This window comes from Streptococcus zalophi (assembly GCF_016481285.1).
In the GTDB taxonomy this organism is placed as follows: Bacteria; Bacillota; Bacilli; order Lactobacillales; family Streptococcaceae; genus Streptococcus; species Streptococcus zalophi.
Genome location: NZ_JAENBP010000002.1, coordinates 145,828 through 162,307, shown reverse-complemented (window position 1 = coordinate 162,307; position 16,480 = coordinate 145,828). Strand labels below are relative to the sequence as shown.

At 32.7% G+C, this 16,480-nt stretch carries 16 protein-coding genes; 11 read left to right on the top strand and 5 right to left on the bottom strand.

Annotation, left to right across the window (positions count from 1 at the left end; translation table 11 throughout):
* Positions 1-10 precede the first annotated feature (10 nt).
* The 11 genes from JHK64_RS02345 to xerS all read left to right on the top strand — a co-directional run bounded on the left by JHK64_RS02345 (position 11) and on the right by xerS (position 11,201).
* Positions 11-631, top strand: a complete 621-nt coding sequence (locus JHK64_RS02345) for a GntR family transcriptional regulator (protein WP_199567399.1) — start codon at positions 11-13, stop codon at positions 629-631.
* A gap of 143 nt (positions 632-774) precedes the next feature.
* Positions 775-1,959: a quaternary amine ABC transporter ATP-binding protein gene (locus JHK64_RS02340; protein WP_199567398.1), complete on the top strand. Its 1,185-nt coding sequence runs from the start codon at positions 775-777 to the stop codon at positions 1,957-1,959.
* A gap of 46 nt (positions 1,960-2,005) precedes the next feature.
* Complete coding sequence (locus JHK64_RS02335; protein WP_199567486.1) at positions 2,006-3,694, top strand: ABC transporter permease/substrate binding protein; 1,689 nt, start codon at positions 2,006-2,008, stop codon at positions 3,692-3,694.
* Positions 3,695-3,802: 108 nt separating this feature from the next.
* Positions 3,803-4,135, top strand: a complete 333-nt coding sequence (locus JHK64_RS02330) for a putative DNA-binding protein (protein WP_199567397.1) — start codon at positions 3,803-3,805, stop codon at positions 4,133-4,135.
* A gap of 23 nt (positions 4,136-4,158) precedes the next feature.
* Entirely contained in the window at positions 4,159-5,706 is a 1,548-nt protein-coding gene (gene ffh / locus JHK64_RS02325; protein WP_199567396.1) for a signal recognition particle protein, read from the top strand.
* A 158-nt stretch (positions 5,707-5,864) separates the two neighbouring features.
* Positions 5,865-6,545, top strand: a complete 681-nt coding sequence (locus tag JHK64_RS02320) for a SatD family protein (protein WP_199567395.1) — start codon at positions 5,865-5,867, stop codon at positions 6,543-6,545.
* Entirely contained in the window at positions 6,538-7,290 is a 753-nt protein-coding gene (locus tag JHK64_RS02315; RefSeq protein ID WP_199567394.1) for a DUF3307 domain-containing protein, read from the top strand. Before JHK64_RS02320 ends, JHK64_RS02315 begins: the two co-directional genes overlap by 8 nt.
* A 101-nt stretch (positions 7,291-7,391) precedes the next feature.
* Entirely contained in the window at positions 7,392-7,817 is a 426-nt protein-coding gene (locus tag JHK64_RS02310; RefSeq protein WP_199567393.1) for a YkvA family protein, read from the top strand.
* 216 nt (positions 7,818-8,033) lie between these two features.
* Entirely contained in the window at positions 8,034-9,092 is a 1,059-nt protein-coding gene (locus tag JHK64_RS02305) for an LLM class flavin-dependent oxidoreductase (protein ID WP_199567392.1), read from the top strand.
* Positions 9,093-9,210: 118 nt separating this feature from the next.
* Positions 9,211-9,948 (top strand): MerR family transcriptional regulator, encoded by a 738-nt coding sequence (locus JHK64_RS02300; RefSeq protein WP_199567391.1) that lies wholly within the window; start codon positions 9,211-9,213, stop codon positions 9,946-9,948.
* A gap of 182 nt (positions 9,949-10,130) precedes the next feature.
* The gene (gene xerS, locus JHK64_RS02295) at positions 10,131-11,201 is read left to right on the top strand and encodes a tyrosine recombinase XerS (protein ID WP_199567390.1); all 1,071 of its coding nucleotides are present in this window, start codon (positions 10,131-10,133) and stop codon (positions 11,199-11,201) included.
* A 96-nt stretch (positions 11,202-11,297) separates the two neighbouring features.
* Here xerS and JHK64_RS02290 read toward each other — a convergent pair whose 3' ends face one another.
* The 5 genes from JHK64_RS02290 to JHK64_RS02270 are packed head-to-tail and all read right to left on the bottom strand — an operon-like array spanning position 11,298 to position 16,347.
* Positions 11,298-11,930 (bottom strand): DUF4767 domain-containing protein, encoded by a 633-nt coding sequence (locus JHK64_RS02290; protein WP_199567389.1) that lies wholly within the window; start codon positions 11,928-11,930, stop codon positions 11,298-11,300.
* A gap of 54 nt (positions 11,931-11,984) precedes the next feature.
* Positions 11,985-12,920: a sensor histidine kinase gene (locus JHK64_RS02285; protein WP_199567388.1), complete on the bottom strand. Its 936-nt coding sequence runs from the start codon at positions 12,918-12,920 to the stop codon at positions 11,985-11,987.
* On the bottom strand, positions 12,917-13,582 hold the full coding sequence (locus tag JHK64_RS02280; protein WP_199567387.1) for a response regulator transcription factor: 666 nt from the start codon (positions 13,580-13,582) through the stop codon (positions 12,917-12,919). Before JHK64_RS02280 ends, JHK64_RS02285 begins: the two co-directional genes overlap by 4 nt.
* Positions 13,583-13,625: 43 nt before the next feature.
* Positions 13,626-15,593, bottom strand: coding sequence for an FtsX-like permease family protein (locus JHK64_RS02275; RefSeq protein WP_199567386.1), 1,968 nt, complete (start codon positions 15,591-15,593; stop codon positions 13,626-13,628).
* 1 nt (position 15,594) lies between these two features.
* Positions 15,595-16,347 (bottom strand): ABC transporter ATP-binding protein, encoded by a 753-nt coding sequence (locus JHK64_RS02270; RefSeq protein ID WP_199567385.1) that lies wholly within the window; start codon positions 16,345-16,347, stop codon positions 15,595-15,597.
* Between the last annotated feature and the right edge of the window lie 133 nt (positions 16,348-16,480).

Sequence of the window (16,480 nt, the reverse complement as noted above, 5' to 3'; positions counted from 1 at the left end):
GGAAAATGAAATGACAGAAAATGAATTTATCAATTCTCGCTATCAAAAAGTGGCTATCGGTATTGCTCAAAGAATAGCAGAAGGCAAATTTAGCGTTGGTGAAAAAATAAAATCGCGTTCAACAATTGCGAGTACTTTTAATGTGTCTCCTGAAACGGCTAGAAAGGCGATTAATGTTTTAGTTGATTTAGACATCTTAGAAGTCAGACAAGGTAGTGGTGCCATTGTTGTTTCAAAAGAAAACGCTATTGCTTATATGAAGCAGTTTGATATCAGTAACTCTTTAAAATCATTGGGACATGATATTCAAAGTAATCTTAAACAGCAAAAAAAAGAAATGGATAAACTATCGAATCTTGTTCAAAATCTTCTTGATCAATCAATTCTTATCAAAAAAGAATTTCCTTTTGAACCTTATGAGTTGACGATTGGCGAGTTTACTCATGAAGGAAAATCATTACAAGAATTAAATATATGGCAGCACACAGGAGCTACTGTGATTGCTATTAAAAAACAAGGTAATTTTATTTTGTCACCAGATCCTCATACAGTCTTAACTAAAGGCGATCAGCTCTTTTTTGTTGGTAATGATATGTCATCACTTCGGATGCAACATTTCTTCAATAGCTAATCAATTTTTCGTTAATGACAAGAAAACACCTAAAACTGATAGGTGTTTTTATTTGACAAAACAGACCACATTAATATAAAATAGAGTGGTCAGTTATTGAAAACAGTAGTGAAAATGTTCAGAAAAAATGAAAGAGGTATTAAATGATCAAATTAGAAGTTAAAAACTTAACAAAAATATTTGGTAAAAAACAAAAGTTAGCTTTAAACATGATTAAAGATAATAAGACAAAGAATGAAATTTTAGAAAAAACAGGAGCAACAGTTGGTGTTTATGATGCTAACTTCTCAGTTGAAGAAGGTGAAATTTTTGTTATCATGGGATTATCAGGGAGTGGTAAATCCACCTTGATTCGTCTTTTAAACAGACTCATAGAACCTTCAAGTGGCGATATTTATATCAATGGTGCTGACATTTCTAAAATGAACAAGGAAGAACTAAGAGAAGTTCGCAGAAACACCTTAAACATGGTTTTTCAAAGTTTCGCCCTGTTACCACATAAAACAATATTAGAAAATACTGAATTTGGGTTAGAGTTAAGAGGTGTACCAAAAGATGAAAGAGTGATGAGAGCAGAAAAAGCACTTGATAATTCAGGGCTTCTTCCCTTTAAAGATCAATATCCCGACCAATTATCTGGAGGGATGCAACAACGTGTTGGTTTAGCACGTGCTCTTGCTAATGATCCAGAGATTCTTCTTATGGATGAGGCATTTTCAGCACTTGATCCTCTGATTAGAAAAGATATGCAAGATGAATTGTTAGAATTGCAATCTCAAGTGCAAAAAACGATTATCTTTATCACCCATGATCTTAACGAGGCACTACGTATTGGTGATAGAATTGCCTTAATGAAAGATGGTAAAATCATGCAGATTGGTACTGGTGAAGAAATACTAACGAATCCAGCCAATGATTTTGTGCGTGACTTCGTTGAAGATGTTGACCGTTCAAAAGTTTTGACAGCACAAAATATTATGATTAAGCCTGTGGCTTCAAACATTGATAGTGATGGTCCGAAAATGGCTTTAAATAGAATGAAAACAGAACACGTTAGTATGTTAATGGCGATTAATAAAAAACGTCAATTACAAGGTGTGATAACTGCTGATGCAGCTCTAGAAGCTAATCAAAAACATCTTAGTCTAAAAGAAGTTTTAGACACAGATGTGAGAAAAATAACTGCCGACACTCTAGTAACAGATATTTTACCACTGATTTATGATTCTTCTAGTCCTATTGCTGTTGTTGGAGACGATGATCGTTTGCTTGGTGTTGTCATCAAGGGTTCCGTCATTGAATCATTAGCAAAAGATACTGAAGAATAAGGAGAGAATTGTGATTTTTTTACAAACTAAATTACCCGTCGCAGAGATGGTAGAAGATTTAACCTCATGGACAACAAAAACTTTCTCAGGATTGTTTGATGTTATCCAATCAGGTGGTAGTAGTGCTATGGATTACATTACTTCCTACCTTACATTTATTAATCCATTTGTTTTAATAGCCCTTATAACGGCTTTAGCCTACTTTCTTTCTAGAAAAAAATCTAAAAAAAGTTTTGGGCTAGCCCTATTCACCCTACTTGGTCTCCTCTTTATTTATAACCAAGGTTTGTGGGGTGATTTAATCAATACCTTTACCTTAGTATTGGTTGCCAGTGTTATCTCAGTTATTCTGGGGATTCCTCTTGGTATTTGGATGGCAAAAAGCGATCGTTTCCGTCAAATCATTAGTCCGATTCTTGACTTTATGCAAACAATGCCTGCCTTCGTTTACCTGATTCCAGCCGTGGCCTTCTTTGGTATTGGTATGGTTCCTGGTGTTTTTGCCTCAGTTATCTTTGCATTACCTCCAACGGTTCGTTTTACTAATTTAGGTATTCGTGAAGTGTCTGGTGAATTATCAGAAGCTGCTGATTCATTTGGTAGTACATCACGTCAAAAATTATTTAAAGTTGAATTACCAATTGCAAAAGATACCATTGTTGCTGGGATTAGCCAAACCATCATGCTTGCTTTATCAATGGTTGTAACAGGATCAATGATTGGGTCTCCAGGACTTGGTCGCGGTGTCTTATCAGCACTTCAAAAAGCTGATATTGGTGCTGGATTTGTAAATGGTTTAGCTCTTGTTATTTTAGCTATCTTAATTGATAGAATTAGTCAGTTGGCTAATCATAAATCGTCTTATAAACCAACCTCACCTATGATTAAAAAAATTGTAGCAGTTGTTGCTATTTTATCTGTGATTGGTGTTGGTATTGCTAAAAATGTGATGTCAAACAATAAAACAACAAAAGAGACCATTCGTTTATCTTATGTGCAATGGGATTCAGAAATTGCATCAACCAATGTTTTAGCAGAAGTTTTAAGAGAATACGGTTATAACGTTGAATTAACACCGCTTGATAATTCCGTTGTTTGGAAATCAGTCGCAGAAGGTACGACAGACGCTTCTGTTAGTGCTTGGTTACCTGTTACCCACGCGGAACTTTATGATACTTATAAAGATAGTCTTGAAGATTTAGGACCAAACTTAGAGGGTGTTAAATTAGGCTTAGTAGTTCCTGAATATGTTTCAGCTAATAGCATTTCAGAACTTTCTGATGAGGCTAAAAAGACAATTACAGGAATTGAACCAGGAGCTGGTATTATGGCCGGTGCTGATTCGGCTTTAGAGACTTATTCTAATCTTTCGGGTTGGCAAGTATCACCTTCATCAACAGGTGCCATGGTGACAGCTCTTGATAAAGCAATCTCTGCCCAAGAAGATATTATCGTTACTGGTTGGTCACCTCACTGGATGTTTGCCAAGTATGACTTGAAGTATCTTGAAGATCCAGAAGGTGTCTTTGGTGGATCAGAAAGCATTAAAACAATGGCTCGTCTTGGCTTAAAAGAAGACCATCCAGAAGCTTATCAAATTATTGATAACTTTGAGTGGACATCAGAGGACATGGAATCTGTTATGCTTGATATCCAAAATGGCGCTAGTGAAAAAGAAGCAGCCCAAAAATGGGTGAGCGAAAACAAAAAAACCATTGAAAAATGGGCTAAATAAGCTAATTAAAACAAGAGTTTGAAACTCTTGTTTTTCTTGTCTCTAGATATTGCTAAAAAGCTTTCTTCGTGACTATTAAAAAAGATAGATTTTTGCTATAATATCCTTATGGAAATTGAAAAAACAAATCGAATGAATGCTTTATTTGAATTTTATGCAGCACTTTTGACGGATAAGCAGATGAATTATATTGAGCTTTACTATGCTGATGATTATAGTTTGGCTGAAATTGCTGAAGAATATCAGGTCAGTCGTCAAGCTGTTTATGATAATATTAAGCGTACTGAAAAGATTCTTGAAGATTACGAGAGAAAACTTCATATGTATTCTGATTATATTGTTCGTAGTGAAATTCTAGATGATTTAATGACAAGATACTCAGATGATTCTTATCTGATTGAAAAATTAACCTTTTTAACTAGTATTGATAATAACGATTAAGTAAGAAAATAGGAGAAATAATAATGGCATTTGAGAGTTTAACAGAACGCTTACAGGGTGTTTTTAAGAATTTACGAGGTAAGAAAAAACTATCTGAAAAAGATGTTCAAGAAGTCACTAAAGAGATTAGATTAGCCCTTCTTGAAGCCGATGTGGCCTTACCTGTTGTTAAAGAGTTTATTAAGCGTGTTCGTACACGTGCTATCGGTCACGAAGTGATTGATACTTTGAACCCTTCACAACAAATGGTTAAAATTGTCAATGATGAATTGACGACTGTTTTGGGTTCAGAAACATCTCATATTGAAAAAGCACCTAAAATTCCTACTATTATTATGATGGTTGGTCTTCAAGGGGCTGGTAAAACAACTTTTGCTGGTAAATTAGCCAATAAATTGATCAAAGAAGAAAAAGCAAGACCTTTGATGATTGCAGCCGATATTTATCGTCCTGCAGCGATTGATCAGTTAAAAACGCTTGGTCAACAAATTGGTGTTCCTGTTTTTGATATGGGTGTTGATCACTCCGCTGTCGAAATTGTGACTCAAGGACTTAACAAGGCTCGTGAAAATCGTAATGACTATGTTTTGATTGATACGGCTGGACGTCTTCAAATTGATGAACTTCTCATGAAAGAGCTTCGTGACATCAAGACTCTAGCTAATCCAAATGAAATCTTGCTTGTTGTTGATAGCATGATTGGTCAAGAAGCAGCCAATGTCGCTCGTGAATTCAATGAACAGCTTGACATTACTGGTGTTGTGTTAACCAAGATTGATGGTGACACAAGAGGTGGTGCGGCCCTTTCAGTGCGCCATATTACTGGTCAACCTATTAAATTTACCGGTACCGGTGAAAAAATAATTGATATTGAAACCTTCCATCCAGATCGTATGGCTAGCCGTATTCTTGGTATGGGGGATCTGTTAACCCTGATTGAAAAAGCTAGTCAAGAGTACGATGAGCAAAAATCAATGCAACTCGCTGAAAAGATGCGTGAAAACACCTTTGATTTTAACGATTTCATCGAACAATTAGACCAAGTTCAAAACATGGGGCCTATGGAAGACATTCTTAAAATGATTCCAGGAATGGCTGGAAATCCAGCACTAGCAAACCTCAAAATAGATGAAAGAGAGATTGCAAGAAAACGTGCCATCGTTTCATCAATGACACCTCAAGAACGTGAAAATCCAGATTTATTATCACCAAGTCGTAGACGTCGTATTGCTAGCGGTTCTGGTAATTCTTTTATCGAAGTCAATAAATTCATTAAAGATTTTAATCAAGCTAAGGCAATGATGCAAGGTGCTATGTCTGGCGATATGAATAAAATGATGAAACAAATGGGAATTGACCCTAGCAAAATGCCTAAGAATATGGATATGAGTGCCTTGGGACAAGGAGGTATGCCAGGAATGCCAGATATGTCTGCTTTAGGTGGCGGTGATATGGACATGAGCCAACTACTTGGTGGAGGCTTTAAAGGCAAAATTGGTGAAATGGCGATGAAACACTCTATGAAAAAAATGGCCAAGAAACTTAAAAAAGCAAAAAGAAAAAGAAAATAAGTTAATTAGTTTACATAAATTTATTTATGTAAACTCTCTTATTTTTTAAAGGAAAATTTTCAAAAAATGTCTGTTATGATGGACATTTCTAAAAATTTCCGTTTTAATAGACATTTTAAAAAATGTCTGTTATAATGGACATTAAAAAGGAGATAAGAATGATTTATATTGCAATTATTGGAGATATTATCTCTTCAAAATCAATTAAAGAACGTTCTCAAGCTCAAAAAAAGCTTATGACATTAATAGCAGATATCAATAAGAAATATGAGAAAGTTTTAAAATCACCATTTACTATAACAACAGGAGATGAATTTCAAGCTTTATTATTACCAAATCATCACGTTTTTGAGATTATTGAATCTATTTCGTTAAATTTTTTACCATATCATCTTCGCTTTGGTATTGGCGTAGGAGAAATATTAACTGATATTAATGAAGAACAAAGTATTGGTTCCGATGGCCCAGCTTACTGGTATGCCAGAAAAGCCATAGATTATATACATGACAATAATGATTATGGCACAAATAGCATTTCACTTTATTTTGATGATCATTATGATATCAGAAAGGCAATAAATGCTTCAATTGCAGCATCAGAATTCATCAAATCAAAGTGGACAACCACTCAATCTGAAATTGTTAAAAAACTTTTAGAGATAAATATCTATGATGAAAAGTTCGAACATAAAAAAATTGCAGAACTCCTATCAGTGACTCCTAGTGCCTTTAATAAACGGATTAAAGCAAGTGGATTAAAGATTTATTTGCGATTAAGACGAACAATTATGGTATCTATATTGAACTATATTAAAATGGAGGAGAATAGTCATGATTAGTTTATCTTCAATCGCTATTTACTTGGCTCAAAATCCAATCTTATCATTAACTGTATTTGCACATTTACTGTCTGATTTTCATTTGCAAAGTCAAGAAATGGCTGATAAAAAAGTTAAAAGAGGAAAATATCTTTATTGGCATTATTTGGGTATAGCTATACCGTTAATTATATTGAGTTTTGTTCTTTATGACTATAAAATTTACTTTCTAACTGTTTTCATTAGTCATGTTGTTATTGATTATCTTAAATGCTATCTAGATAATATCATTAAAAGAAAAAAAGCTGAATCGTTAGCTTTTATTATTGATCAACTCTTACATTTACTTTCAATAATAATACTTTATCATAGTTTTTCATTTTCTTATGCGCCAGATTATTTAACTACCTATTATCCTTTAATTCAAATTTCCTTATTCCTTATTTTGATTACAAAGCCTGTTAACATCGCTTTTAAAATAATATTTAAAAAATATCAGGTTAGTGAAGATGATGATAATACAAAGAAAACAATTGCAGGAGCAGGAGGAATTATTGGCAATTTAGAACGTCTTGCTATTGGTCTCTTTCTGATTGTAGGTCAAATAACAGCAATTGGATTTATTTTTACCGCAAAATCAATCGCTCGATATGATAAAATTGCTAAAAATCAAGCTTTTGCCGAATATTATTTGATTGGCTCATTATTTAGTATTATAAGTGTTATAATTGCTTTTGTAGTGATTTATGGTTGGTTTGGTTTATAAACATATTTTTAAATACTATTAAAATGAAATAAATGGTATAATGAATAAAATCTGTTTATAGTAATTTAAAAATGGTTTATAATGATAAAGGAGGATAACTAATGGATTTTAATAAACTAAAAAAGAGTAGAGCAGTAGCTGAAATAGAAAAAAGATATGATGAAGCTAAAAAGATATTAAGTGACGATGATAAAATAGAAAAATTCTTAAGCAATATTGAAAAAAAACTACATAAAGTGCCAGTTGCAGGGGATACTTTAGCAACAATACCAGTGATGGCATCACTAGTGAATAGTTACGCTAAAAAGAAATATACCGATGTTCCAACTGGAGTGATTGTACTCATTGTCAGTGCTCTCATTTACTTTTTAACACCGTTTGATATTGTTCCAGATAGTATTCCGTTTCTTGGTTTCTTGGATGATGCTTTTATTCTTTCAAAGGGATGGAAAATGGCACAATCTGACTTAAAAAAATATGAAAATTGGCGCAAAGAACAAAATAATGATAATGTGATAGAAGCCTAAAAAGAGATAGTATAGGTTTAATTTGAAAGAAAATTTGAATAAATCTAGTTGCACTCCATAGGAGTGTTATTGAAAAATTATTATTACAATGAAAATCACTTTTAATTGAAGTGATTTTTTATTTTAATAATGAGTCAAAATACTTTACCAATTGATATAGAAGTGGTAAAATAACAACATAAAATATTTCGAAATCTAAATAAGTGAGGTAATAACATGATTGAATTAGGTATTTCTTCTTTTGGAGAAACAACACCGCTTGAAAAAACTGGGAAAGCTATTTCACATGATGAACGTATTCGTAATATGGTTGAAGAAATGGTGCTAGCTGATGAGGTGGGATTAGACATTTATGCTATTGGTGAACATCACCGTGAAGATTTTTCAGTCTCAGCGCCTGAAATTTTATTAGCTGCTGCAGCATCAAAAACAAAACATATTCGCTTATCAAGTGCAGTAACGATTCTATCTTCCATTGATCCTGTCAGAGTCTACCAACAATACGCTACTATTGATGCTCTATCAAATGGAAGAGCTGAAATTATGGCTGGACGTGGATCATTTATTGAATCATTCCCATTATTTGGTTATGACTTAAATGACTATGAAGAATTATTTAACGAAAAATTAGATATGCTTCTTCAAATTAGAGAAAATACTAATTTGAACTGGACAGGAAAACACACACAAACTGTTAATAATAGACCTGTTTACCCAAGATCTGTTCAAGACAAATTACCAATTCAAGTAGCAACAGGTGGTAATTTCCACTCCACACAACGTATTGCTGAAATGGGGCTTCCAATTGTTTATGCGATTATTGGTGGTAACCCACGTGGTTTTGGTCAATTAATTAGACTTTATCGTGAAATTGGTCGTGCACATGGCCATGATTTAAGTAAAATGACTGTCGCAGCACATTCATGGGGTTGGTTATCAGACGATAAAGAAAAAGCTGAAAAAGAATACTTCTACCCAACCAAACAATTAGTTGATAACATTAGTAAAGATAGACCTCATTGGACTGAATTAACTTATGATGCCTACCTTCAACAAATCGGTCCAAACGGTGCTATGTTTGTTGGTGATGCTGAAACAGTTGCAAATAAATTAATCCGTATGATTGAAGATTTAAAACTAGATCGCTTTATGCTCCATTTGCCAGTTGGTTCAATGCCACACGAAGATGTCTTAAAAGCTATTCGCATTTTCGGAGAAGAAGTAGCACCAAAAGTAAGAGAATACTTTGCTAATAAAGAAAAAGAAGCAAACTAAATAAGCCCTTTTGATATATAAGAACTGAGAAATCAGTTCTTTTTTTATTTTTTTAAAAAAAGTGTTGACACTCACCTTAGGTAATCGTTTATACTAAATGTATTAGGAGGATTTCTAAATGACCTATTTAGTTAAAAAAGTCAGTGAAATAAGTGGTGTATCAGTGCGCACATTACATCACTATGATAAAATTGGTCTTTTGACACCACAAAAAAATGATAATGGTTATCGGTACTATACTAGAGAAGATTTGGCCACTCTTCAAACAATTTTGTTTTATAAGTACATTGGTTTTTCTTTAAAACAAATCAAGGACTTGCTAACAAAAGATGATTCCCAACGACTTAATAAACTAAAGAATCAATTAGAGTTAATGAAGAAAGAAAAATTCAAACTGCTAACACTTATTGAAACATTAGAAAAAACGATTTTAGCTGAGGAGGGAAAAATACAAATGACAGCCAAAGAACAATTCAAAGGATTTACTTATGAAGACCATCAAAAATATGAAAAGGAAACCAAAGAAAAATATGGTGAAAAAGTTGTTGAAGCAAGTAAACAAAAACAAAAAGGTAACGAAAAAATAATGACAGACGCTTTTAATTCCGTGTTCACGCAATTTTCAAGCCAAATGAAAAAGGGTGAAGACATTTCTTCACTTGAAAATAAAAAACTGGCCGAAGAACTTTATCATCTTATTAATCGGTATGGGTTTGATTGTTCATTAGAAATTTTTGGAAAAATTGGTCTAAACTATGTTCAGGATGACAAATTTAGAAAAAATATCGATCAATTTGGAGAAGGTACCGCCAAATACATCAGCGATGTTATTCAAGAATATGTTAAAGGACATTGATAGACTCCCGATTAGTAAAACAACCTATGCAAAAGTTAGTAAAGGAAATCTTATGGTTTCCTTTATTTTTATGGTTTACATTATCTCCTATAACATCTTTCCGAAAAACTATAATTTTCTTGAAACATATATAAGGTTATGTTATACTATGACTAAAGAAAACATAGAAAGAAACTGACTTTATGAGACGTGAACTACTACTAGAAAAAATTGATGCCTTAAAAAAAATCATGCCCTGGTATGTTTTAGATTATTACCAATCAAAATTATCAGTTCCTTACAGTTTTACAACCCTTTATGAATATCTTAAGGAATATCGTCGTTTTTTTGAATGGTTACTGGACTCTGATATCTCAAATGCTTCTAAAATCGCTGAAATCCCTCTAAAAACACTCGAAACATTGACCAAGAAAGATATGGAAGCCTTTATTCGTTATTTGAGGGAAAGACCTCTTCTTAATGCTAATTCAACGCAAAACGGTGTCTCTCAAACCACTATCAATCGAACGCTCTCAGCTTTGTCTAGTTTATACAAATATTTGACTGAGGAAGTTGAAAATGATCAAGGAGAGCCTTATTTTTACCGTAATGTGATGAAAAAAGTCTCAACCAAAAAGAAAAAAGAAACTTTAGCAGCTAGAGCCGAAAATATCAAAGGAAAACTCTTTTTAGGTGATGAAACGATGGATTTCCTTGAATATGTTGAAATTGAGTATCCTAATCAACTTTCTAATCGTGCCCTTTCTTCTTTTAACAAAAACAAAGAAAGAGATCTTGCTATTTTGGCACTACTTCTTGCTTCAGGAGTTCGACTTTCAGAAGCAGTTAATCTTGATTTAAAAGATGTTAATCTCAAAATGATGGTCATTGAAGTCACAAGAAAAGGTGGCAAACGGGATTCCGTCAATGTTGCTAATTTTGCTAAACCTTACCTAGAAAATTATCTTAACATTCGAAAACAACGTTACCAGGCAGAAAAAAATGACACAGCCTTCTTCTTGAGTCTGTATCGGGGTGTTCCTAATCGTATTGATGCTTCAAGTATTGAAAAAATGGTTGCCAAGTACTCTGAAGATTTTAAAATCAGAGTCACTCCTCATAAATTAAGACACACACTCGCGACAAGACTCTATGATGCAACAAAATCGCAAGTTCTTGTGAGTCATCAACTAGGTCATGCCAATACCCAAGTCACTGACCTTTATACTCATATTGTTAATGATGAGCAAAAAAACGCTCTAGATAAGCTATGATTTTCTGATACCATCTGCTATAACATTAAAAGCCTGACAGTGGTTTTGCAACTATTGTCAGGCTTTTTTCATATCACATAAAATAATAAAATAAGGTTATTGACCAACAATCGTCTTAAAACCATTTTTCAAATCGATATTTTCAGTTTCTGTAAAGTACAACCAATTATTCTCATTTCCTTGATTTTGGCTGGTGTGTAAAACCAATGCTTGTCCGTCTTTGATAACAAAATAGTATAAATGCTTAACGTTAGGGTAACTTTGTTCGTAATCACTATAAACTGCAACCAGATTATAAACATCAGGTTTATCGCCAGTATCAGACCATTCCACGTTGATTGGAGAGTCGTTTAATGCTGGTGTCATAGTGTCACTTCCTACAGCGCTTATTTTTGGTGTTAGGTAGCCATAGTAATTTAGAGGATTATCAGGTGTATAGCTAGTATAAATTTGATTCATTTCAACTTGCCACTCACCAATAAAGGATTGTAATGCTTGAGCTTTTTCGACAGTCCATAGATGATTTTGACTTGGCTCTTTTTCTATTTGGTCTGATTTTTTTACATTTTCTGTTGTTTTAGTATCATCCTTCTTATCAGTAGTTTCGGTTGTTTGCACTACCTTATTATCATTATTGTTTGATTGTGGATTACCCCAAATGAACCAACTGAAAACACCAACTAAAACGCCTACTCCAAATAAAATGGATAAATACTTATTTTTTTTCATTTTGCTTCCTATCTATTTACATAAATAAATTTATGTAAACTAAACGATTTTAACTTATTTTTTAATAATCACTTTGGTCCCTTTGTCAATCTCGCTAACAATAGCAATATTAAGTTCTAAATCGTCAAGAATTCGTTTGGTCATATAAAGCCCAAGCCCTGTTGCTTTTTGATATTCTCTGCCATTGTAACCTGTAAAACCTTCTTCAAAGAGTCTTGGGATATCTTCTTTTAAAATACCTATCCCCGTGTCTTCAATGATAAGAGAATTTTCCATTTTAATCGTGATTTTCCCGCCTTTTTTGGTGTATTTAAGGGCATTATCAATCAGTTGGGTCACGGCAAATGTTAGCCATTTTTGGTCACTTTTAATCTCCCAATCCCCAATAATTTCAATGTCAATTTCTTTATGTAAGAATAAAAGTCGGTATTTTTTGATAATCTCAACCACTACTTCTTTTAGATGAATCCTTTCGAACCTAAAATCGCTTTGATGATGGTGAAATTTTAAATAGTTAATAAGAGTGTCCACGTAGTTATCAAGACTTAACAATTGTCGATTGATGTCTTGTGGCTTTAGCTGATTGGTCTGTGTCATGAGAGAGATAGCAGACAAGGGTACTTTCATCTGATGTGACCACATTTTAACCAAGTTTTGAAGATTTCTCTCACGTCGACGGTATTGCGATAATTCCTGTAATTGTTCCTTTTCTAATGCAAAATAATGCTCTAAAAAAGCTTTTTCCAAAGGACTATTAAGTAAACTATCTTTTCCTAGAAGGATATTAGTGGCCAATTCTTGTCGTTTTCGATAGTAAACACTAAATTGCCAAAGACTGACAATACTGAGTAACGTAGTGGTAAATAATAGTGATGTGACAAAGTAATCAAGTGACAAATGATAGAGAAAAAAGGTGAATAGAAAAGTTATCACTAATAGCAAATAAAGAGCGTACCATACAAAATATTCTTTAAAAAAATCTTTTATCATTGGATTAAATACCCTACTCCTCTTACAGTGTGAATGTGATTAAATCCTATTTGAGTCACCTTTTTACGCAATCTTGTCATATTGACACTTAGCGTATTATGATCGATAAACTCTTCATTCTCCCAAAGTTTTTCAAGTAATACTTCTTTGGATACTACTTCTCCTGGCTTGGCAAGGAGTGTTATCATGATTTTAGTTTCTGTCCTTGACAGTTGAATATGCTGATGGTCTTTAAAAAAATCGCCATCGGGTGTCAAATAAAAGTCATTATAACTGTAGTCCTTATGACTAAATTGATAAGCGCGTCTTAAAAGTGCCGTTAATTTTGCTTCCAAAATACTAAGAGAAAATGGTTTAGAAATAAAATCATCGGCGCCCATGTTCATTGCCATGACAGCACTCATGTCATCATCGGCACTAGAGATAAAAATGATGGGTGTCGTTAATGTTTTACGAATTTCAGTTGTCCAATAAAAGCCATTAAAATAAGGCAAAGAAATATCCATCAAGATCAAATCAGGTTGAAATTCTTTGATTTCTTGCAAAATCGCTCTGAAATTTTGACAAGAAAATACCTGGTAATCTTTTTTTAAATGATTGGAAAGAAGAGTAACAATCGTTTCATCGTCTTCAACAATGTAGAGTTTTTGTTTCTTATTCATACTTCTATTCTACCAAAAAAGTAGCGAATATTCGCTACTTTTTCTATCTTTTAATAATTTTGTAGTAAGTACGACTAGTTAGTTTATAAATAATAAAATAGATAATAACAATGATTGATATAGTAACAGCAGATACCAAATAAACCAATTTATCATCGGTAATACCAAATAAGGTTAGCATTTGTTTTAACATCACTAGGGCGACAACAAAGTGCATGATTGCCATTGCAAGTGGCATAAAGAAGACAAAGATTGTTTGTGAGTTAATTGTCTTTTTAACAGCTTTTTGACTCATTCCTACTTCTTGTAAAATCTGATAGGATTTTTTATCTTCATTTCCTTCTGTGTATTGCTTGTAATAGATAATAAGTGCTGCTCCTAATAAGAAACTAAAGCCTAGTAAAAAGCCAGTAAAGAGAAAACCACCTGTTGTAATATAAGCTTCCTCGAGAGAATCTTTCTTAGTACTTAAAACCATAGTGAGATTATTTTTGAGATCATATACATAATCACCATCATTAATATCCTTTACAATCTTTATCTCTTGTTCAGATAAATCTGTATATACCGTGTAATTGGATGGACTATTAATACCATTATTTGATACTTCTTGATATCTTGATGAAATATCATTAAAAATCTCATCATTACTTACCACTAGAATGCCTGAATTATAAGTATTTACAGTTGGAGGAAAGTTAACAGTCTTAAAGTTTTTAATATTTTTAAAGTGGTAGTCAAAAAAAGTAATTGTTTCAAATTGACTGTTTCCTTTTTGGACGAAAAAGGCTGTTTCATCATTTTTTAGTTGAGGTAAATCATTGTCTAGACTACGAAAATCATCTTGTGTCACAAGATAAATAAAAGCTAAACTTGAAGTGTCAGGATTTTTAATAGCTTCCTCATTGATTGTTAAGTTTTTACCAGTAGAGACGTTAAATCCCATTAAACTAGAGAAAAATTTAGGTCCTTCTATTTCTCTGTCTAGTTTTTTGACAACTAATTCTTCGAATAATGAACGTGCTTCATCTTTTGTTTCACCAAAAAATGTCAAACTTGTATTTTTAGGAAAACTTTCATCAGTTAATTTTTGTGTTGCACTATATAAAGAAAAAGTTGTTGCAATAGTGACAAAAGCCATGATAGCCAGTAAAGTAATGTTAGCTAATCCAATAGCATTTTGTTTCATCCGAAAAATCATTTGTGACACTGTAATAAAATGTTCAGGCTTGTAAAAATAATTTTTCTGATTTCTTTTTTTCTTAAGATACCAAGTTGTGAAACTGATATAGAAAAGATAAGTACCAATGATAACCAAAATAACAGCAATGAAGAAACGCTGAAGCACTGCTATTGCGGCAATTTTTGATGAACTTAGTGATAAATAATAGCCAATGCTTAGAAAAACAATACTTAACAGTGCTAAAACAATATTTCCTTTTGGCTCTTTTTCTCCTTTTTCTCTACTTGTAAATAGAGCAAGTGGTGAGGTTTTCTTGATAAACCATAAATTGAACAGTTCAAGGATTAAAAAGATTCCTAAGAAGATAAGATTAGTAAAAATAAATGGTAAAACAGTTATTTTAAAAGAAGTTAATTCTACGTGAATTAAGTTAATGAAAACTAAGTGGAGAAAATTAGCAAAAACAATACTTAACAGACTCCCTAAAATAATCAAGCTGATATAAATGATGATTAACTCTAAGCTGGCAATTAAGCTGATTTGTGATTTTTTCATCCCTAGTATATGATACAAACCAAATTCTCGACTACGTTGCTTCATTAAAAAATTAAAACTATAAACAGCCATAATCACTGAAAAAATGGTTAAAACAATAGCAGCTAAGGACAAAGTCATTGTGCCGTGTTTCATTGTATCAGACATTGGACTTAACATGATTAGAAAATTGGAACAAACTAAAATGTACAAGACTAAACTGGCAAGAATAAAAGGCAGAAAATTGTTTAGTGATTTTCTAATATTTTGAATCGCTAATTTGAGATAAAACATCCTACTCACCTCCTAACAAAGCTGCCATAGAGAGTGAAATTTCCTTACTAAATTCTGTAGTTGATTTATTAGCACGATACATTTGATGGAAAATACGGCCATCTTTAATAAATAAAACACGTTTGGCATGACTTGCTGCATTGGCTGAATGCGTAACCATTAAAATCGTTTGGCCTTCATTATTGATTGCTTCGAAAAGATTTAACAAATCCTCTGAATTTTTATAATCTAGAGCAGCTGTAGGTTCATCAGCTAAGATTAGTCTAGGTTGTGTGATTAAACTTCTAGCAATGGCGGCTCTTTGTTTTTGTCCTCCAGAAATTTCAAAAGGACGCTTATTTAAAAGACCATCAATTTTTAATTTGGGAGCAATAACAGCTAAACGTTTTTCCATGTCATTATGAGGAACACGACTCAAGACTAAAGGCAAAAAGATATTATCTCTAATAGTGAGTGTGTCTAAAAGATGAAACTCTTGAAACACAAACCCCAAATGTTGCAAGCGAAAATCTGCCAACTGATTTGGTTTAATTGTTGTAATATCTTTATTATCCATAACAATACTACCTTTTGTTGGTTTATCAAGCGTTGCAAGAATGTTCAAAAGTGTTGTTTTCCCAGAACCACTTTCACCCATAATGGCGATAAATTCACCTTCTTCTACTTTGAAATCAACATCTTGTAGAGCTTTGGTTTCTTCCTTAGAAAAACGTGTACGATAAACTTTTTCTAAATGATTAATTTCTAAAAACATAAGCAACTCCTTTTATCATTAAGTAAGATATATTAAACGTTCTAGTTAATAATAATATATCATAACTTTTTTATTTGTACTATTATTATAATACATAAAGAAAAAAGTGAACTTACATTTTTAATAATTAACC